The sequence below is a fragment of the Megasphaera sp. NM10 genome, assembly GCF_000417505.1.
In the GTDB taxonomy this organism is placed as follows: domain Bacteria; phylum Bacillota; class Negativicutes; order Veillonellales; family Megasphaeraceae; genus Megasphaera; species Megasphaera intestinihominis.
In genome coordinates this window covers 1-17,798 of record NZ_APHY01000046.1, presented here as the reverse complement: position 1 = coordinate 17,798, position 17,798 = coordinate 1, and the positions used below count along the sequence as shown (strand labels likewise).

Sequence of the window (17,798 nt, the reverse complement as noted above, 5' to 3'; positions counted from 1 at the left end):
GAATTAGCAAATTGTTGGATTCGGTAGAAGCAAAGCACAATTTTTATGGAATATTTACGCTGTTTATACATTCCTTTGTTATACTGAAAAGACTAGCACAGAAAAGGAATGATATCATGAAGAAACTGACTTATGAAAATATTGCCCATGCCAAAGAGCTGAATGTTTATTTAGAACAGGGAAACCGGGTCCTCGATGCTCTGGGGTATACGGACCATTCGCAAAAGCATACGGCTAAAGTGGCCGTCACGGCCGGCAAAATCCTGAAGAAGCTCGGCTATGACGCCCACATGGTGGAACTTGTGCGCATTGCCGGTTATATGCACGATTTGGGGAACAGCATCAACCGCGTAGACCATGCCCATACGGGGGCCCTCATGGCGTTCCATTTCCTGCGCGACTGGGGCGCACCACCAGAAGATATTGCTGCCATCATCTCGGCCATTGGCCAGCACGATGAACGGAGCGGCATCGCCTTTGACCCCCTGTCTGCCGCCCTTATCCTGGCCGACAAGAGCGATGTCCGCCGGGACCGCGTCCGCAACACCGTACCGGAAACCTTCGACAAACACGACCGCGTCAATTATGCTGCCCTGTCGTCGAAGCTCCACGTCGACACGCACAAGAAAGTCATTACCTTGAACATCGAGCTCGATGAATCGATTTGCTCCATGATTGATTATTTTGAAATCTTTTCCCAGCGTATGCTCATGTGCAAGCGGGCAGCCGAAGTCCTGGGCCTGCGCTTCAAACTTGTAGCCAATGGCAATAAAATTGCATGACAGCTTCTAACTACATATAATTACCATAAAAAGTACATATTTCGCAGCTTATCGAAAAGAAGGCGACACCTAATTTTTAACATTTAGGCATGTTGCCTTTTTTTTCCATGATACACTTATAATATAGTTTAAAACATGTTGTAGAGAAAGGAATCATGCATATGCTACGTTATGGAAAAGGAACACTTCTCACTACGGTGATGGCCGGACTGCTGGCCCTGTCCCTGCTGACGGCAGGCTGCGGCAGCACGACACCGACTAAGAGTGCCGCTGTGTCGGTCAAGGCCATGAAAGTCCTCCAGCAGGATACGGCTGTGAGCCACGACTATTCGGGTCAGATCAAATCGACCAACGCCGTCACCATCAAGCCCCGCGTTTCCGGAGAAATCGTAGAGAAATACTTCACGGCTGGCGATCCTGTTGAAAAGGGCCAGCCCTTGTATAAAATCGATGACCGCCAATATGAATCGGAAGTCCTCTCAGCCAAATCGAATGTCGACAAGGCCCGGACGACGCTCAACAACTCCCTCGTCGACTTGAACCGTTATCAGCAGCTGGCAGCTTCCGGCGCCGTAGCCGAACAGACCCTGACCAACCAGCAGGCCACGGTGGACAGCAATCAGTCGAGTTACGACGATGCCAATGCCCTCTTGCAGAAGGCCCAGGAAAACTTAGACGACACCATCATCAGGGCGCCTATTTCCGGCAAGCTCTCTGTGGACGACGTCCCCAGCGGGACTTATGTCACGTCAGGCAACACGGCCCTGGTATCGGTAGGTTCGATCAATCCTATTTACGTCTAGTTCTCGATCAGTGAAAATGAATTCTTGAACTTCCGCATGGCCAATGACAATGAGCCGGAAGACCCTACGCCGCCGACGGCATCCCTGACTTTGAGCAACGGTAAGAAATACGATGAAACGTCGACATCGTACCAGTTCGACCGGGAAGTGTCGGACAGTACCGGTACGATTACGGTCAAGGCTCTCTTCAATAATGCCGATGGCGTCCTCCTGCCGGGGATGTTCGCCCGTGTTACCATGGAAGGCCCCCCCCTTGAAGGATGCCATCCTCGTGCCTCAGCGTGCGGTCCAGCAGGTCCTGGACCAGTCCTTCGTCATCGTCGTCGGGAGCGATAATAAGTCCGTCGCCCGCGTCGTCACCTTAGGCGACCAGGTCGGCAGCTACTATATCGTCAAGAGCGGCCTCGATAAGGACGATATCGTCGTCGAAGGCCTGAGTAATCTGAAGGAAGGTCAGGACCTGGACGTCACCATGACCACGGCTGATGAATTGGGCCTGTCCCTGACGGCATCCGATTCGTCGGCTTCGACTTCTTCCGTATCGCTTACGGCTAAATAAGGAGGCGCGTCATGTCTAGTTTCTTCATCCGATGGCCTATTTTCGCCATCGTCATTTCCATCATCATCGTCATCCTGGGGGGCCTGTCCCTCCTGTCCCTGCCTATTGCCCAGTATCCGCAGATTTCGCCGCCGACGGTCAATCTGAGTACGACCTACACCGGTGCCAATGCGACCATCGTCAATCAGACCGTCGCCCAGGTCATCGAAGACCAGCTCAAAGGCGTCGATGATATGTCCTATATGTCCTCGACGTCGAGCAACGACGGTTCGTACAGCCTGTCCGTCGTCTTCAGCCTGGACAGTGACGGCAATACAGATGCCATCAACGTCCAGAACGACGCCAATCTGGCCAAGAACAGCCTGCCCAGCGACGTACAGACCCAGGGCCTGACCGTCCGCAGAGCCTCTGGCGACATGGTCCTCATGGCTAACATCTATTCGCCGAACGGGACGTATAACCAGGCGTTCCTCAAGAATTATGCCGATATTTACCTGCTTGACAAAATCCAGCGCATCGACGGCGTCGGCAGTGTCAATACCTTCGGTTCCAGCTATGCCATGCGCGTCTGGCTCAATCCGGAAAAACTGGCCGAACGCGGCCTGACCGTATCGGACGTCATTGCGGCCATCAAGGAACAGAATATGTCGGCTCCGGCCGGGACCATTGGCAGCCTGCCGGCACCGGCGACACAGGAAAAACAGTACAGCGCCAAAGTCGAAGGCCAGCTGTCGACGCCGGAACAATTCGGCAATATCATCTTGAAGTCTACCTCGAATGGCCAGTTCGTCTACCTCAAAGATGTGGCCAATATCCAGACGGGGACGCAGAACGAAAGCAGCAACTCCAAAATCAACGGCAAGACAGGAATTGGCTTCGGCATCCAGCTTTCCAGCGACGCCAACGCCCTGGACACGATTACGGAAGTCAAGAAGGTCCTGGAACAGGCCAAGGAAACCTTCCCGCCGGACCTGGATTATACCATTGTCATGGATAACACGAATTTCATCAACGCATCCATCAACGAAGTCAAAGATACCTTTGTCGAATCGCTGCTCCTGGTCATCCTCGTCGTCTTCGTCTTCCTGCAGAAATGGCGGACGACGCTCATCCCGGTCCTGGCCGTGCCGGTTTCTATCGTCGGGACCTTTGCGTCCTTTAAGGTCCTCGATTTCACCATCAACACCCTGACCCTTTTCGCCATGGTCCTGGCCATCGGCCTGGTCGTCGACGACGCCATCGTCGTCATCGAAAACGTCGAAGAGCATATGTCCAAGGATAAACTGTCGGCCAAGGACGCGACGGAAGCGGCCATGAAAGAAGTCCAAGGGCCGATTATCGCCACGACTGCTGTCTTGGCCTCGATTTTCATCCCTGTCGCCTTCATCGGCGGCGTCACGGGCGTCCTCTACAAGCAGTTCGCTGTGACCATCACCATTTCCGTCGTCATCTCGGCTTTCGTCGCCCTGACCTTGACGCCGGCCTTATGCGGTGTTCTCCTGAAGCCCGATGATAAGGCCATCCAGGCCGGGCCGCTGGGTGCCTTCTTCCGCGGGTTCAACCGGGTTTTCGATCATTTCAAGGACCGCTACACGGGGAAAGTCGGCTGGATGATCCGTCATCTGAAATATGCCGCTGTCTTCCTCATCCTGGTCACGGGCCTTATGGGCATCTGCTACAAAGTTCTGCCGTCGACGTTCGTCCCCGACGAAGACCAGGGCGTGTTTATGGCCAGTATCACCATGCCCGAAGGGAGAATCGATTATCGCCAAGTTCAATAAGACTGTCGTCCCCAACCATCCCGAAGCCCGCGTAGCGGCTTTCAATCTGGCATCCCTCCCCGGCATGGGCCAGGAAGGCGGCTGGACCATGCAGCTCATGGATAATACGGGCCTGTCCGATACGGAACTGGGCAATGCGGCCAACCAGGTCGTCGCCGCCTGCTCGCAGCGGCCGGAATTATCCGGTGTCCGCACGAGCTATGCCACCAATACACCGAGCGTGGCCTATACGGTAGACCGTGAAAAAATCAAGAATCTGGGCATCGAATTGTCCGACGTCTTCACGGCGCTCCAGACCAATTTCGGCGGTTCGTCGGTCAATGACTTCACCCAGTTCGGCCGGTCGTACAAGGTCATCGTCCAGGCCGACACGTCGTATCGCTCTCAGGCAGACAGTCTGAAATTCATTTCCGTCAAGTCGTCGTCTGGGAAAATGGTTCCCCTCGATACGCTGCTGACCAGCTCCATGACCACCGGCCCGTCGTCAATCACCCGTTTCAACGGCGTCCGCAGCGTCACCATCCAGGGCAGCGCCGCCAGCGGCTACAGTTCCGGTGAAGCCATGGCAGCGGCCGAAGAAGCGGCCAAGAGCGTCATGCCGACGGGGATGACCATCGAATGGTCCGGCCAGAGCCGCGAAGAAAGCACGTCGTCCAGTTCGACGACGAAAATCCTGCTCATGGCCCTGGTCTTCGCCTTCCTCTGCCTGGCTGCCCTCTATGAAAGCTGGTCCATGCCGTTCGCCGTCCTGTTCACCGTACCGACGGGGATTTTCGGGGCTGTCGGCTCGGAATACATCATCCGCCAGCTGGCGACCTTGTTCAACGCCAATGCCAGCGGCTTCTTGAACAGCGTCTACATGCAGATTGGCGTCATCATGATCATCGGCCTGGCGGCCAAGAACGCCATCCTCATCGTCGAATTCGCCAAAGAGCGTGTCGACAAGGGTATCGACCCGATGGAAGCTGTCGTCATCGCCTCCAAGCTTCGCCTGCGGCCAATCCTCATGACGGCCTTTACGGCCATCATCGGCTGCCTGCCTCTGGCCTTTGCCAGCGGTGCCGGCGCCGGAGCCCGCTGCGGCATGGGCGTCGCCGTCGTCGGCGGCATGACCTTTGCCACCCTCTGCGGCCTGCTCCTCATCCTGGCGTTCTACATCATTTCCGAAAAAATGGCCCGCAGCTTCTGGAAAGCCACAGGCCTGAAACGAATCAAATTCAAACACCGCATGTTGAGGCGGTGAAAAAAAAGCTTGTCGCATGTGCGGCAAGCTTTTTTAAGTGGTTAGTAGCTAGTGGTTAGCGGATGGCAGAAACCTTCACGCGACGCCATCCCTACTCATGTACGATGAGTTCCAGGATGTCTGGGCGGGTGTAGTGGCCGGCGGCGTCGAATTCCATGTGCGCAGGACGACTTGGTCCATGTCCAGGTCGGCGTAGATGATGGCTTCCCGGTCCCAGACGGGCTCGGTGACGTAGTGACCGCACGGATCGATGATGCAGCTGCCGCCGCGGCAGGCCGTGTCGTTCAGTTTGGCGACGGCCCCGCTTTCGACCAGGTCGGCCGGGTACATGTCCTTAGTGAAATACTGGTCGACGTTGAAGACGTAGCAGCGCCCTTCGATGGCGATGTGCTTGACCGTATCCTGCCATTCCGGGTTGTCATTGGTATTCGGTGCCAAATAGAGGCTGACGCCTTTCTGGTAGAGCGCCGTCCGGGCCAGGGGCATATAATTTTCCCAGCAGATGAGCGAGCCCATGGGCCCCCACGACGTCTGGACCATGGGGAAATACGTCGACGGGTCATGAGAATCAGCCCAGATATAGCGTTCTGCCCCAGTCGGTTTGATTTTCCGATGATGAGCCGCCAGCGTGCCGTCCGGTGCCAAGATGACATTGCTGCAATACAGGGAATACGTCGTTTCATCCCGTTCGGTAATACCCAGGCTGACATAAGCCCCGGCGGCTTTGGCCGCAGCGGCTACGTCCTGCAAATCCTGACGGACGACGACGGCCTGGTCATAATAGCGCTTCCAGTCGGCCCGTTCGGCTTCGGAACGGCTGCCGACGGTAAAGCCGAAGGTCAGGCCATAGGGATAGCATGGAACCAGCGATTCGGGAAAGACGATGAGCTGTGCCCCATTCCGGCCGGCCTCCTCGATTTGATGGACGACTTTCTGCAGCGTCGCCTGTTTATCGAAGAATACAGGCGCAGCCTGCACGATAGCGGCGCGTAGTTTCTTTTCTAAATTTCGCATAGCGAATCCCCCTCATTTCTTTTTTCTTAGTATACCGTAATTTAAAAAAATGTGCTATACTGATTCAGTCCACAGTTTACGGACCGATAAGGATAACGACTGTGCAGTTTTCGGGCTGCCGTCGTTATCCTTTTTTGTATGATAAAGGAGGGCTTATGTATTTGCTCATCGATAATTACGATTCTTTTACGTATAATTTGGCCGATTTAGTGGCGGAAACGGGACGCGACGTACAGGTCTGCCGCTGCGACCAGATTGGGCGGAATGAGATTGCCGCTTTGAAACCGCAGGGACTGATTATTTCGCCTGGGCCGAAACGTCTCTCAAAGCCTATTTGAAAAAGCATTACCAGGCCAATCAGACCGCCCTGCCCTTGACAGCCGGGGCCATCGGCTATGTCAGCTATGACTACGGCCTGGCACTCCATGGGATGAAATCCCGCCACGCCCCTGCCTTTCCCCTGTCTGATATGAAGTGGGTCTTTTACGATTTCTTCATCATCGAACACCGGCAAAGCCACGCCGTATGGTTTGCTGCCAATGGCCAGACGATGCCGGCCGAGGCCCTGATAGCACAGATGGAAGAGAAAATCCGGACTCGCCTTCAGGAAAAACCGCTCCCGCATACTGACGAAAATAGCCAATATGCCTTAACCGTCCAAGCCGACAGCACGCCGGAAACCTATGGAAAGGCTTTACAAAAACTCCGAGATTATCTCTTTGCCGGCGATGTCTATGTGACGAATTTCACCAGCACCTTAACCGTCCAGAGCCACTGCCCGCCGTACACCTTCTTTTCCCGTCTGCGCCGGGACAATCCGTCCCCTTTCGGGGCTTATTTACAATATGGCTCTTATCAAATCATCAGTGCTTCCATGGAACGGCTGCTGTGCCTGCGCCATGACCAGATTGAAACGCGTCCCATCAAGGGCACACGGCGCCGCGGCAAGACGCCTGCTGAAGATGAAAAGCTGCGACAGGAACTGGCTCAATCGCAAAAAGACCAGAGTGAATTACTGATGATCGTCGATTTGGAGCGCAATGACCTGCACAAAATCAGCCAGCCTGGCAGCGTTTCGGTTCCGACGCTGTTTGCCATCGAGCCATATGCCACGGTTTTCCATTTAGTCGCCGATGTAACAGGGACCCTGCGGCCTGGGCAGACAGCCATTGATGCCTTGATGGCCCTCTTTCCAGGCGGCTCCATTACGGGTGCACCGAAGCGGCGGGCTATGGAAATCATCGACGAATTAGAATTCAGCTGGCGCCAGCTTTATACCGGAACGATTGGCTACCTGTCTTTAGATGGGAACTGTGACTTAAACATTGTCATACGGACGGCCGTCCACTACGATGACCGATATACCATAGGCGTCGGCGGCGGTATTACGGCCGAATCGGACGTACATTTCGAATACGAAGAAATCTGGCAAAAAGCCAAAGCCTTGCTCAGCGCATTGAAAGGAGATGTTTTTGATTATGAATCTTATCTTAGATGATGGCTCCCAATTCGGATTGGGAGCTTTTGAAACCATTCCCGTCTATCAGGGTCGGCCAGTCTGGCTGGAGGCTCATGAAAGGCGTTTACGACATACGTTGGAATATTTAGGGATTGACCTTCCTTTTGATTGGGAAAATTATTTATGGGAGTATGTGTATGGTATGGATGGGGAGGATTGGGTGTTAAAAATACTCGCTTCCGATAAAAATATAAATTTTACATCCCGTGCCAATCCTTATGCATCTATGGCCGACCGTCCAGGTTATGTCATCGCCCTGTCGTCCATTCGCCGCAATGAAACGTCCCCACTGGTACGGCATAAGACCTTTAATTATGGCGACTCGATCTTAGCCAAACGGCAGGCCCGGGCCGAAGGTATTGACGAACCGATTTTCTGCAATATGCAGGGCCAATTGACAGAAGGCGCTGTCAGCAATCTCTTTTTCATCAAAAACGGGCGGCTCTATACGCCGCCCGTCGAAGCCGGATTATTGCCAGGCATCATCCGGTCTTATCTCTGTCAATGTTATGATGTCATCGAAAAGCCCTTGTATCCGGAAGATATCCGGACTTTCGACGAGTGTTTCCTGACGAACTCCCTCATGGGACTCATGCCGGTCCGCCGCTTTGGCACCGTCGCTTTTCCCGTATCCTCAGAGACGCAGACGGCTGCCTTATTCCGCCGTTATGAAGCAGACAAAAGCCTGCCCTTCCCACTCTCTATAAGACGAGCTGGTGAAAGACCTGGCCGTCCATGTCCTTCCAGGTGAAGGTGTCCCCGTCCCAGAGGAGATAGCTGTGCGGGCTGTTTTCCTTAGGAAGCGACGTCGAGCCGGGATTCAAGTAATAGTTATCCTGGCCGAAGGGCTGCCAGACCGGGACGTGCGTATGGCCGTGGAGCAGGATGTCGCCAGGCTGCATGGGCGGCAGGGATGCCAGATTGTAGCGGTCGCCATGAGTCGCATAGACGAGGCGGCTGCCCTGGGTCAGGATGGCATAGGTGGCCATGATGGGAAATTCCAGGACCATCTGGTCCACGTCGGCATCACAGTTCCCGCGGACACAGAGGATGGCCTCTTTGACTGCGTTGAGCATGGCAAAGACTTCCTTCGGCGCATAGTCCTTGGGCAGGTCGTTGCGCGGTCCGTGATAGAGGATATCGCCGAGCAGGACCAGGCGGTCAGCCCCTTCCCGCTTCCAGGCGTCGAGCATACGGCGGCAGTAATAAGCCGAGCCGTGGATATCTGAAGCAATGAAGAATTTCATTTATTTCGCCCCTTTCTTGGCATCGATGGCGGCAAAGACCGTACAGTAGTTGCCTTCCGGCGTCCGGCATTTCGAGCAGTGGACACAGCGGGCCGGCCGCAAATCGCCCTGGTTCCAGCGGCGGACCAAACCCGGTTCCGATAATAAGGGCCGGCTCAGGCCGATACCGGCCAGTTTCGATGTCTTCAAGGCCGTTTCCATCTGCCGCGGGTCCTTGAAGCCGCCCGTTACATAGACAGGGACGCGTACGGCGTCGGCTATGTCTTTGGCATAATCGAGGAAATATCCGCCGTCGCGGATGACGTGGCCATCCCATTCCAGGCCGATTTCCTGCTGGGCCTTGCCGTGGATATTGCCGCTCACTTCGATGGCGTCGATACCAGACTGCTGCAGGCGCCGGCAGATATCCAGCGAATCTTCAAAGGTCAGGCCGCCTTCAAAGAAATCGGAACAGGTAATCTTGATCCAGATGGGGAAATGCGGGCCCGCTGCCTGACGGATAGCCGCGATGATATCGCCGACGATACGGTAGCGATTGGCCGGCGAACCGCCATAGGCATCGCAGCGCCGGTTGTAATAGGGACTGAGGAACTGATTGAGCAGGTACGAATGGCCGCCGTGGATTTCGACAGCATCGAATCCGCTGTCGCGGACGCGCTTGGCCGCCTGGGCATATTCGCCGATGAGGTGCTGGATATCGGCCGGACTCATGGCGACACCGACAGTCCCGGTCTTTCGTTCCGGCACGGCTGACGGCGAAAAGATAGTCCGCCCTTCCCGCTCAAAGGTCGTCTTGGTCCCGCCATAGGCGATCTGCATCATGATCTTCGCCCCATAGGCATGGACGCGCCGGGTTAACTCCTGATACTGCGGGATAAAGGCATCGTCATAAATGCCCATCATGCCGGCGTTGGGCCGGTCTTCCCCATCGACGCGGGCATAGCCCGTACAGATCAGGCCCACTTCGTTCTTGGCCAGCTGGTCGTAGATGCGGTACTGTTTTTCCGACATATAACCCTTGGCATCGGCCAAGGCTTCCCACGTCGCACTGCGGAGGATGCGATTGCGCACGGGCATCCCGGCGATGACGGCATGTTCCAATAATTTCATATATATAATCCCCCTTTTTTATCGATTAGTTAGCCACTAGCCACTAATCCAGTATACGAATTTTTTGCTGAAGACTGCAAGGCTGAAGGCTTCACGGTATCTTTCATCCTTCCAGCGAACGGACAACCACAGCCAGCTGACTGACAGCCTGGCGGAATTCTTCCGGCGTCGTATGGGCATAGGACAGGCGCAGAGACTGGGTGTGGCGGCTGGAATAGATATCGCCGGGATTGATGAGGACGCCAGCCGATACGGCTTTGCGGAAGAGCAGTTCCATGGGAAGTCTGCTGCGGAAGGTAAGCCAAATATAAAAACCGCCCTGCGGCACCTGCCAGTCTGCCATGTCCGCAAAGACTTCGGACAAGGACTGACAGGCTGCCTGGCAGCGCCGCTGCAATTCACAGCGCAGCCCATCCAGATACTGTTCATAACGGCCGCTGGTCAAGAACCGGGCCAAGACTTGCTGGGACAGGGAGCTGGCGCCATAGTCGATCTGCATCTTGACGTCGCCCAAACGCTGTACGACCGGTTCCGGCGCTATCATCCAGCCGATGCGCAGCCCGGGCGCCAAAGATTTGGAAACACTCCCCAAATAGAGGACCCGGCCGCCAGGGTCCAGGCTTTTCAGAGATGGCGGCGGCGTTCCGTCAAAGGTCAGTTCTTCATATGCCCCGTCTTCAATGATGGGCAGGTCATAGCGGCTGCATAATTCCAGGAGCTGGATGCGGCGTCGGCGGCTTAGGGTCCGGCCTGTCGGATTGTGGTTCGTCGGGATGGTATAGAGGACGCTGTTGCCCCTATCTGAAGACTGGCGCAAGTGCTTTTCCAGGGCTTCCAGCGACAGGCCCTGGTCGTCCATGGGCAGGCCGCAGAGGCGAAGATGGGCAGACTGGAAGACCTGGAGCGATTTGACATACGTCGGGTCTTCGACGTAAACCGTCGCCCCGCCGCGGAGAAGCCCTGCCGATATGAGCTGGAGCCCCTGTAGGGCGCCAGACGTAATCAGGATGGACGACGGCGCCACGATTGAATTCCGCTTTCTGGCATACCCAGCCAGAGCCTGACGCAGGGCGGGCATCCCCAACGGCTCGACATAGCCCAGGGAGGTAATGGCATCGGCCACATCCCGCAAAGTCTGGCGGAAGGCATCCTGCGGGAACAGCCTGGGGTCCAGTTCGCCCGTACCGAGACGGACCAGGCGGTCATCGAACTCCAGGGTATTGATGGCCTGGACGACTTCCTGATTGGCCCGGAAATAGCCAGCCGTCATGTAACGGTTCCAATCCGGCTGAACCGGCAGGCGCAGGGACCAGGCCGTACTGGCTATGACCGTCCCCTGGCTGCCCCGGCCCTGGAGTACGCCCGCTTCCAATAGCGGCTTCAGAGCCTGGTTCAGAGTACTCCGGTTCACCTGGAAATGCCGGGCCATCTCGCGCTGAGACGGCAGGCGCGTCCCGGCCGGCCATTCACCGCTTTCCATTTTTCCATACATCCATTCGAGGATTTGCCGGTATACGGGCACGGCCTGCGCCGGGTCGGGATGCCATTCGATTTGCACGGGAATATGCCGCTTCATCACATCGTCTCCTTTTTGGTTAGTATAATTCACATCGCTTTGGCTGGTTGGAATCCGGCATAGCTCTGTTATACTGTGATTATACCATACGAACCAACTTTCTTTGGTTGGAAAAGAAGGAGGCTTTTTTATGTTCTTTTTCCAAGGCCTGACCATGGGACTGGCTTACGTCGCTCCCATTGGCATGCAGAATCTCTTCGTCATCCATTCAGCGTTATCCCATTCCCTGCGCCGCGCCGTCGTGACAGCGCTCATCGTCTTGTTCTTCGACATCAGTCTGTCGCTGAGCTGTTTTTACGGCATCGGCAGCCTGCTGGATCATCTTCCCTGGCTCAAAGCGGTCATTCTGGGCGCAGGTACGCTGCTCATCCTCTACATGGCCTATGGCATGATTCGCCAGGTACCGGATGCGCTGACCCTTAAAGGTCAGCCGGCCTCTCTGGGCCAGACCGTTTCCAAAGCCTGTATCGTCACCTGGATGAATCCTCAGGCCATTTTAGACGGCACGATGCTCCTCGGCGCCTTCCGCATCACCCTGCCTGCCGCCGAAGCCACGCCCTTCCTGACCGGTGTCCTCCTGGCATCGGGCCTGTGGTTCCTCTCGCTCACGGGCTGCGTCGCCGCCTTCCGCCACGCCATGACACCCCGCATCCTGCGCACCATCAACGTCCTCTGCGGCACCGTCCTCATGCTGTACGGCCTCCATTTAGGCTATACCTTCGTGCAGTTCTTTCAAATCTGAGACGGATTCTCCATGATATGGAGGATTTCTGCATCGGTATGAGCCACACCTTGATTACCAAACTTTACTGATTTTTCAACCCTTTTTCGATAACGGGCCCGACTTTAGCTTCCCATGCAGCAAAATCTTTTGTTCCCGTCATGACATGCCACGATTTAGCACGATATAAATGCCGGTACAACTTCTGATAATTCGGGTCCGACGCAGCCAATTCCTGCATGACGTCCCGACGAGCCGCTAAGAGATACTGCGGTACGCCTTCTTTCGAAGCCGGTTTCAGGGCGGCCATCATGAAAGGCTTAGAAGTCAATAAGGCAACTAATTTTTTAGCCGGTTCCACCTTATTCACTGGAATCTGGGAAGAGATGCTGACGTAATCAACATAGGCCGTCGCTACATCGGGATGTTCACAGCTGGAAATGGCCTTCACTTCTGTATAATTACCCTACCCGAAGCGGACAATGGCACTCATCGCTTCCGGATAGGCATACAACGCCCGGCCATGGCCCTGGGCAAACCATTCAGCCCGCGTAAATTCATTGCCATCGTCATAACGGCCCGTCGCAGTGCCCGTCATCGCGTACAATTCCTTCAAATACTGCATGGCATCTGCTTGAACGTCTCCCATGGCCTGCACGGGAACGACCTTTCCTGTATGGTCCTGAAGAATATTATAGTACTTCATTTCATTATTTAAGCTGAAATCAGCGATGACACCTTCGTCTCGTCCGGGAAGCAATGCCTGGGTCTTCCGTGGACCGATGGCTTCATAAAGCTGTTGCATCGTCTGGACACGGGATACGGCATGATCCTCTTTGTGGTAAAACAGCGTATCCATGCAGACCATCTGCGGGATGCCGTAATACGTTCCCCGAGAGTACCCCTGTTCTAACGTCCAGTCTGGATAGGCAGAGCGGGCTGGAATGGTTTCTCCTAAGGGATAAAGCAGCCCTTTTTCTATATATTGCGGCGCATAAAGGCCATCGAAGACAAAAACATCACTTTTCGGTTCTTCAAAATAGCAATCCCAATCGACGAAACGCAATGTCACATCGGGTTCGATATTCTTCCATTGCGCAGTTAAAGCCGTTTCAAAGGCCTTAATATCAGGAACATAGCGGAACAATCCTACGGTCAGCACCTTTTTGTCTATCTCCGTTCCCTGTCCCGGTTCACTGGCCATCCCTGTCACCACAGTCATCATGGAAAAGGCCAGGCTTAAAATGATACGAAATAATCGTTGTCTCATATGCTTATCCCCTTCAACATAAATTAGCCAGCAGGCAAAGCCCTGCCAGCCAATTTACATTGTAGCATATGTCATCATGCGTAGTCACTTTTACTTTATAGTTTGAAGCACAGAGTTTGTAGTTTACAGAGAAACCTTTTAAATTTAAAACCATTCGCTAACTGCTAACCGCTGACTGCTAAAAAAGCACTGTCTTCATGCGACAGTGCCTTTTTATTACTGTACAGCTCGTTTCCGGCTCATCCACAGGCCGATGGCGATGACACCGGCAGCTAGTACGGCCTGAAGGGTCATGGGTGCCCAGGCACCGGCGATTTGCTGCATCAGGGTCCCCAAGATTTTATCGTGGCCGATCATGGAACCAGCTGTCCAGCCCAGCAACCCGGCGCCGGCATAGAGGATGACCGGGAAGCGGTCCATGAGCTTGCCGATGACCGTACTGCCGCCGACGATGATGGGGATGCTGATGAGGAAGCCGCAGGCGACGAGGAGGAAGCTGCCGTGCGAAGCCCCGGCGATGGCCAGGACGTTGTCGACGCCCATGGCTGCGTCGGCGATGATGATGGTCTTGATGGCTCCCATGAGGCTGTCCGAAGCCGTCACGTTCTCATCGTGTTCTTCCGGAATGAGCAATTTCACAGCAATGGGCAGCAGGATGAGGCCGCCTAAGGCCTGTAAAAAGGGAATCGTCAACAGCCAGACGGCGATGAGGGTCATGACCAGACGGATGACGACAGCGCCGCCGGTCCCGATGAGGATGGCTTTGCGGCGCAGATTGGCCGGCAGTTTATTGGCCGCCATGGCGATGACGACGGCATTATCGCCGCCGAGGAGGATATCCAGTAAAATGATAGAGCCTAAAGCCATGAAAAATTGCATCGATAAGATTTCCATAATATACCTCTTTCTCTGAAAAACAAAAGAGACTTCCGCATGGTATCAGCAAAACTGGTATCATGCGAAAGTCTCACCCATTGCGATAGCAACGCTGCCACCAGCCGGTCAATGACGGCACGATGTTGATGACAACTGACGAGAGGTTACTCCCCTTCGCGATTCGATTGTAGGCTAATTATAACAGGCAATTCGTTCTTTGTCAATATCGTTTCTTCCCGTTTCATGATATAATAAAAGAAAACACAGAGGAGGCATCATCATGAATATACAACGTATCGGATTCATCGGGACCGGTGTCATGGGCAGCGGCATGATCCGGAATTTACAGAAAGCCGGCTATCCCGTCAACATCAACACGCGGACGAAAGCCAAGGCCGAAAAGCTCATCCAGGAAGGCTGCCGCTGGTTCGATTCGCAGGCAGAATTAGCCGCCCAATCGGACGTCGTCATGACCATGGTCGGTTATCCCCAAGACGTGGAAGCCGTCTATTTCGGTGACCAGGGCATCTTTCGCGGCAAACAGGGCGGTTTCGTCATCGACATGACCACGTCCAGTCCTTCCCTGGCCAAGCGCATCTACGCCCAGGCCAAAAAACAGGGCATCGAAGCCTTGGATGCACCCGTTTCCGGCGGCGACATCGGCGCCCGTCAAGGGACACTGGCCATCATGGCCGGCGGCGAAGAAGCGGCCTTTGAAGCCATGAAGCCTATTTTCTCGGCTATGGGCCAGACCCTGACCTATTTCGGCCCGGCCGGCAGCGGCCAGTATGCCAAGATGAGCAACCAAATCGCCATCGCCTCGAACATGATGGGTGTCTGCGAAGCCATGGCCTACGCGAAAAAAAGCGGCCTCGACCCGGAAAAAGTCATCGCCACCCTTTCCGCCGGAGCCGCCGGCTCCTGGTCCCTGGCGAATCTGGCACCGCGCATGCTGCAAGGCGATACGAAACCAGGTTTTTACATCAAACACTTCCTCAAAGACATGCGCATCGCCATCGAATCGGCAGACGAAATGGGACTGGACCTGCCCGGACTGCGCTTAGCCAAAAAACTCTACGACCAGCTGGCCGACCAAGGCATGGAAAACTGCGGGACCCAGGCCTTGTTCCAGTGGTATGCCAAACAAAAATAAGAAAAACTTAGTCTTCATACCAGCCAAACAGGGTTTTCCCCGTCTCTAACTGCTGAATCCGGGCCATGTCGTCCGGTGTCAGGGTGACGTCGAAAATATCGAGATTCTCCACCATCCGCTCCCGATGGGACGATTTCGGAATGACGCCGATGCCCTGGCACCAGGTACTGCAAGGCAATCTGTGCGGCCGTCTTGCCGTATTTCTCGCCGACAGCCTGTAAAATGGGCTCCTGGAATATGGGCTTTTTCCCTTCTGTAAAAGGGATCCATGCCTGTATTTGTGTCCCCTGTGTCACAAGTGCCTGCTGGAGCTCTTTTCGTCTGTAATAGATGTGGCACTCGACTTGGTTGACCATGGGGATAACATCACAGCTTCCGATAAAATCAAGATATTCCCGAGCATTGAAATTAGAAATGCCAATGGCCCGGATCACGCCCTGGCGGTAAGCTTCGGTCAAGGCCCGATACATATCCAAAGCCTCGTCGTAAGGCTCATGGATGAGCAGCAAGTCGATATAGTCGGTCTGCAACCGGGCCAGCGATTCTTCGATGCCCTGCCAGGCCAGCTCATAACCGGCCCGGGTCTGGCACAGTTTCGTCGTAATGAAGACATCCTCCCGGCGAAGGCCGCTTTCGGCCACAGCCTGGCCGACGATGGCCTCGTTATCGTACATGTGGGCCGTATCGATGAGACGGTAGCTGAACCTCTCCCGCTTATAGAAGCGGGAGATTCTTGAGAAGGTTGCTGTTTAAGTTTCCTCCTGAAATCAGGATAGCCTTATTCTCAAAGGGCTGTCCAAAAGCCCCTTACACAGTCCCTCGAAATCGAAGTTCTGCTTATTTTTACGGAGTATGTTGGCAGCGCCCTTGATGTCGGCATTGGCCGTCCTGCCGTTGGCGAAACGGTACAGGCCGCGCTGGATTCGTGTCCCGCTGAACGTTCCTGTATAGGGGACATCCGGCTGGTATACGGGAATATCGTCCAAGTCCAGGCAGCCGGCCTGAGAAGTATACGATTCTTCCTGTTCCAGATAGGTTATCCCGTAGCGTTCACACAGGTATTTCAAGGTACTGCGCAGATAGCTCAAGCTGATTTGAGTGAAATGCTGATTCGTCACTTTGCCCAGCTTTAGTCCTCGTTTGAAATCGCGATTATAGCCGCAGACAATGATCCCTATCTGATGACGGATGCAAAAGCCCTTTTTGAATTTTTTTGCACAGCAAAAAACGCTGAACAGCATAATTGTCCAGCGCTTTTTTTAATCTCGTATTTATCTCAAATAGCATTCATCATGATTAGCAGGTTCTGATAGGAATCTACCTGGCCATAGACTACATCATCCGTTGAAATTTCATTGAACAAAGTCTTAGCGCATTTAATCTTGGCCTGTTCAATAGGACGCAAATCCATGCTTTCCATAGAGCCTTTTGTTTCAGCTACAAAGTAAATATGCTTCACTGTTCCCTTTTGGAACGCTATTGCCCAGTCCGGTGCATAGTTCCCAACAGGAGTCGGAATCTGGAAACCGCGCGGCAATTTAGCATATACAACCACTTTGTCGTCCAAATCCATGTCTTCTGCAAATTTTCATTCTATAGATTTTTCTGCTGTTCCATCGGTAAATACATAGTCCTGCACATTTTTCTTGGCAAGATACGCCTTAGAAAAGTCTTTATTTTTTTCAGCTGTAAATATTTAAGAATCATAGGTGGGTAGTGTCAAGATTCTTTCGCAAATTCATTTCATCCGCCAGTAAATATCGTAATCAGATATATGGATTTTCCTCGTCATTTGGCTGCTCAATTTCCATCTTGAATAGATGCTCCATATCCATATAGCGTTTTGAGCCCCATTCCGAGGCGGCAACATGACGAAGTCTGGCACAGACGAGCATCAAAGCACTGTTGCCGTCAGGAAAGGCACCAATGGCCCGTGTACAGAGGCGTATCTCGCGATTCACCCGTTCTGTTAGGTTATTCGTGCGGATCCGGCTCCAGTGTTCTGTTGGAAAATCCATATAGGTCAAGGTTTCGCCCACGCTGTCCTCGACTTTCTTGGCTGCGGATAAAAGCTTCATTTCACGGAGCTTGGCGGCAATGGAGACCGMCTTTTCCTGTGCAGCTTCCTTGCTCTCCTGCGCGTG

General features: G+C 54.1%; 21 protein-coding genes and 1 pseudogene. 11 read left to right on the top strand and 11 right to left on the bottom strand.

The window, feature by feature from the left end:
* The first annotated feature begins 116 nt into the window (after positions 1 to 116).
* The 6 genes from NM10_RS08370 (at position 117) to NM10_RS14635 (ending at position 5,168) form a co-directional block, all read left to right on the top strand.
* A complete protein-coding gene (locus NM10_RS08370) occupies positions 117 to 782 on the top strand; it encodes an HD domain-containing protein (RefSeq protein ID WP_020311145.1) in 666 nt (221 codons plus the stop codon).
* Between the two features lie 200 nt (positions 783 to 982).
* Positions 983 to 1,585, top strand: a complete 603-nt coding sequence (locus NM10_RS14195) for an efflux RND transporter periplasmic adaptor subunit (protein WP_204365429.1) — start codon at positions 983 to 985, stop codon at positions 1,583 to 1,585.
* Between the two features lie 36 nt (positions 1,586 to 1,621).
* Positions 1,622 to 1,921 (top strand): hypothetical protein, encoded by a 300-nt coding sequence (locus NM10_RS14190; RefSeq protein ID WP_204365352.1) that lies wholly within the window; start codon positions 1,622 to 1,624, stop codon positions 1,919 to 1,921.
* The gene (locus NM10_RS14185) at positions 1,815 to 2,144 is read left to right on the top strand and encodes an HlyD family secretion protein (RefSeq protein WP_204365351.1); all 330 of its coding nucleotides are present in this window, start codon (positions 1,815 to 1,817) and stop codon (positions 2,142 to 2,144) included. The genes NM10_RS14190 and NM10_RS14185 overlap by 107 nt, the downstream gene beginning before the upstream one ends.
* An 11-nt stretch (positions 2,145 to 2,155) precedes the next feature.
* A complete protein-coding gene (locus NM10_RS14640) occupies positions 2,156 to 3,925 on the top strand; it encodes an efflux RND transporter permease subunit (protein ID WP_239639674.1) in 1,770 nt (589 codons plus the stop codon).
* Complete coding sequence (locus NM10_RS14635; RefSeq protein WP_239639676.1) at positions 3,906 to 5,168, top strand: efflux RND transporter permease subunit; 1,263 nt, start codon at positions 3,906 to 3,908, stop codon at positions 5,166 to 5,168. The genes NM10_RS14640 and NM10_RS14635 overlap by 20 nt, the downstream gene beginning before the upstream one ends.
* Positions 5,169 to 5,243: 75 nt before the next feature.
* On the opposite strand, the gene NM10_RS08355 is transcribed toward NM10_RS14635, so the two are convergent.
* Positions 5,244 to 6,182, bottom strand: a complete 939-nt coding sequence (locus NM10_RS08355) for a carbon-nitrogen hydrolase family protein (RefSeq protein WP_020311144.1) — start codon at positions 6,180 to 6,182, stop codon at positions 5,244 to 5,246.
* A 155-nt stretch (positions 6,183 to 6,337) separates the two neighbouring features.
* Between NM10_RS08355 and NM10_RS08350 the strand changes: the two genes are divergently transcribed.
* Genes NM10_RS08350 through NM10_RS08340 form a run of 3 tightly spaced genes read left to right on the top strand, consistent with a single transcriptional unit; the run spans position 6,338 to position 8,452 of the window.
* Positions 6,338 to 6,520: a glutamine amidotransferase-related protein gene (locus NM10_RS08350; protein ID WP_020311143.1), complete on the top strand. Its 183-nt coding sequence runs from the start codon at positions 6,338 to 6,340 to the stop codon at positions 6,518 to 6,520.
* Positions 6,517 to 7,680, top strand: coding sequence for an aminodeoxychorismate synthase component I (gene pabB, locus NM10_RS08345; RefSeq protein WP_020311142.1), 1,164 nt, complete (start codon positions 6,517 to 6,519; stop codon positions 7,678 to 7,680). The genes NM10_RS08350 and pabB overlap by 4 nt, the downstream gene beginning before the upstream one ends.
* Positions 7,649 to 8,452, top strand: a complete 804-nt coding sequence (locus NM10_RS08340; RefSeq protein ID WP_335340749.1) for an aminotransferase class IV — start codon at positions 7,649 to 7,651, stop codon at positions 8,450 to 8,452. The genes pabB and NM10_RS08340 overlap by 32 nt, the downstream gene beginning before the upstream one ends.
* Here the strand turns inward: NM10_RS08340 and yfcE are convergent.
* From yfcE to NM10_RS08325, 3 genes are all read right to left on the bottom strand, one after another.
* Positions 8,403 to 8,948, bottom strand: coding sequence for a phosphodiesterase (gene yfcE / locus NM10_RS08335; RefSeq protein ID WP_020311140.1), 546 nt, complete (start codon positions 8,946 to 8,948; stop codon positions 8,403 to 8,405). The two genes, NM10_RS08340 and yfcE, sit on opposite strands and share 50 nt — an antisense overlap.
* Positions 8,949 to 10,058: an NADH:flavin oxidoreductase gene (locus tag NM10_RS08330; protein ID WP_020311139.1), complete on the bottom strand. Its 1,110-nt coding sequence runs from the start codon at positions 10,056 to 10,058 to the stop codon at positions 8,949 to 8,951.
* Positions 10,059 to 10,161: 103 nt separating this feature from the next.
* Positions 10,162 to 11,634, bottom strand: coding sequence for an aminotransferase-like domain-containing protein (locus NM10_RS08325; protein WP_020311138.1), 1,473 nt, complete (start codon positions 11,632 to 11,634; stop codon positions 10,162 to 10,164).
* Between the two features lie 130 nt (positions 11,635 to 11,764).
* On the opposite strand from NM10_RS08325, the gene NM10_RS08320 reads away from it, so the two are divergent.
* A complete protein-coding gene (locus NM10_RS08320; RefSeq protein WP_020311137.1) occupies positions 11,765 to 12,376 on the top strand; it encodes a LysE/ArgO family amino acid transporter in 612 nt (203 codons plus the stop codon).
* 64 nt (positions 12,377 to 12,440) lie between these two features.
* Here NM10_RS08320 and NM10_RS08315 read toward each other — a convergent pair whose 3' ends face one another.
* The 3 genes from NM10_RS08315 to NM10_RS08305 form a co-directional block, all read right to left on the bottom strand.
* A complete protein-coding gene (locus tag NM10_RS08315) occupies positions 12,441 to 12,806 on the bottom strand; it encodes a thiaminase I (RefSeq protein WP_020311136.1) in 366 nt (121 codons plus the stop codon).
* A gap of 15 nt (positions 12,807 to 12,821) precedes the next feature.
* A complete protein-coding gene (locus NM10_RS08310; protein ID WP_020311135.1) occupies positions 12,822 to 13,625 on the bottom strand; it encodes an extracellular solute-binding protein in 804 nt (267 codons plus the stop codon).
* A 216-nt stretch (positions 13,626 to 13,841) separates the two neighbouring features.
* Positions 13,842 to 14,519, bottom strand: a complete 678-nt coding sequence (locus tag NM10_RS08305) for a TerC family protein (RefSeq protein WP_020311134.1) — start codon at positions 14,517 to 14,519, stop codon at positions 13,842 to 13,844.
* Between the two features lie 262 nt (positions 14,520 to 14,781).
* Here NM10_RS08305 and NM10_RS08300 point away from each other — a divergent pair, with 262 nt between their 5' ends.
* Positions 14,782 to 15,654 carry an NAD(P)-dependent oxidoreductase gene (locus tag NM10_RS08300; RefSeq protein WP_020311133.1) on the top strand — a complete coding sequence of 291 codons (873 nt, stop codon included), beginning with the start codon at positions 14,782 to 14,784 and terminating at the stop codon, positions 15,652 to 15,654.
* Between the two features lie 14 nt (positions 15,655 to 15,668).
* On the opposite strand, the gene NM10_RS08295 is transcribed toward NM10_RS08300, so the two are convergent.
* The 4 genes and pseudogenes from NM10_RS08295 to NM10_RS08280 form a co-directional block, all read right to left on the bottom strand.
* Positions 15,669 to 16,328 carry an aldo/keto reductase gene (locus NM10_RS08295; RefSeq protein ID WP_020311131.1) on the bottom strand — a complete coding sequence of 220 codons (660 nt, stop codon included), beginning with the start codon at positions 16,326 to 16,328 and terminating at the stop codon, positions 15,669 to 15,671.
* A gap of 93 nt (positions 16,329 to 16,421) precedes the next feature.
* Positions 16,422 to 16,895, bottom strand: coding sequence for a zinc ribbon domain-containing protein (locus NM10_RS13815; protein WP_020311130.1), 474 nt, complete (start codon positions 16,893 to 16,895; stop codon positions 16,422 to 16,424).
* A gap of 35 nt (positions 16,896 to 16,930) precedes the next feature.
* A pseudogene (locus tag NM10_RS08285) lies at positions 16,931 to 17,230 on the bottom strand (restriction endonuclease); the annotation flags it as partial.
* 190 nt (positions 17,231 to 17,420) lie between these two features.
* A partial coding sequence (locus tag NM10_RS08280; protein ID WP_020311128.1) for an IS256 family transposase occupies positions 17,421 to 17,798 on the bottom strand: 378 nt, incomplete at its 5' end.

Excerpts from the sequence above, each read along its gene's own strand:
- NM10_RS08370 (WP_020311145.1), top strand. The coding sequence starts at position 117 with ATGAAGAAACTGACTTATGAAAATATTGCCCATGCCAAAGAGCTGAAT.
- NM10_RS14195 (WP_204365429.1), top strand. The coding sequence starts at position 983 with ATGGCCGGACTGCTGGCCCTGTCCCTGCTGACGGCAGGCTGCGGCAGC.
- NM10_RS14190 (WP_204365352.1), top strand. The coding sequence starts at position 1,622 with ATGGCCAATGACAATGAGCCGGAAGACCCTACGCCGCCGACGGCATCC.
- NM10_RS14640 (WP_239639674.1), top strand. The coding sequence starts at position 2,156 with ATGTCTAGTTTCTTCATCCGATGGCCTATTTTCGCCATCGTCATTTCC.
- NM10_RS08355 (WP_020311144.1), bottom strand. The coding sequence starts at position 6,182 with ATGCGAAATTTAGAAAAGAAACTACGCGCCGCTATCGTGCAGGCTGCG.
- NM10_RS08350 (WP_020311143.1), top strand. The coding sequence starts at position 6,338 with ATGTATTTGCTCATCGATAATTACGATTCTTTTACGTATAATTTGGCC.
- NM10_RS08340 (WP_335340749.1), top strand. The coding sequence starts at position 7,649 with ATGTTTTTGATTATGAATCTTATCTTAGATGATGGCTCCCAATTCGGA.
- yfcE (WP_020311140.1), bottom strand. The coding sequence starts at position 8,948 with ATGAAATTCTTCATTGCTTCAGATATCCACGGCTCGGCTTATTACTGC.
- NM10_RS08330 (WP_020311139.1), bottom strand. The coding sequence starts at position 10,058 with ATGAAATTATTGGAACATGCCGTCATCGCCGGGATGCCCGTGCGCAAT.
- NM10_RS08325 (WP_020311138.1), bottom strand. The coding sequence starts at position 11,634 with ATGAAGCGGCATATTCCCGTGCAAATCGAATGGCATCCCGACCCGGCG.
- NM10_RS08320 (WP_020311137.1), top strand. The coding sequence starts at position 11,765 with ATGTTCTTTTTCCAAGGCCTGACCATGGGACTGGCTTACGTCGCTCCC.
- NM10_RS08310 (WP_020311135.1), bottom strand. The coding sequence starts at position 13,625 with ATGAGACAACGATTATTTCGTATCATTTTAAGCCTGGCCTTTTCCATG.
- NM10_RS08305 (WP_020311134.1), bottom strand. The coding sequence starts at position 14,519 with ATGGAAATCTTATCGATGCAATTTTTCATGGCTTTAGGCTCTATCATT.
- NM10_RS08300 (WP_020311133.1), top strand. The coding sequence starts at position 14,782 with ATGAATATACAACGTATCGGATTCATCGGGACCGGTGTCATGGGCAGC.
- NM10_RS08295 (WP_020311131.1), bottom strand. The coding sequence starts at position 16,328 with ATGTACGATAACGAGGCCATCGTCGGCCAGGCTGTGGCCGAAAGCGGC.
- NM10_RS13815 (WP_020311130.1), bottom strand. The coding sequence starts at position 16,895 with ATGCTGTTCAGCGTTTTTTGCTGTGCAAAAAAATTCAAAAAGGGCTTT.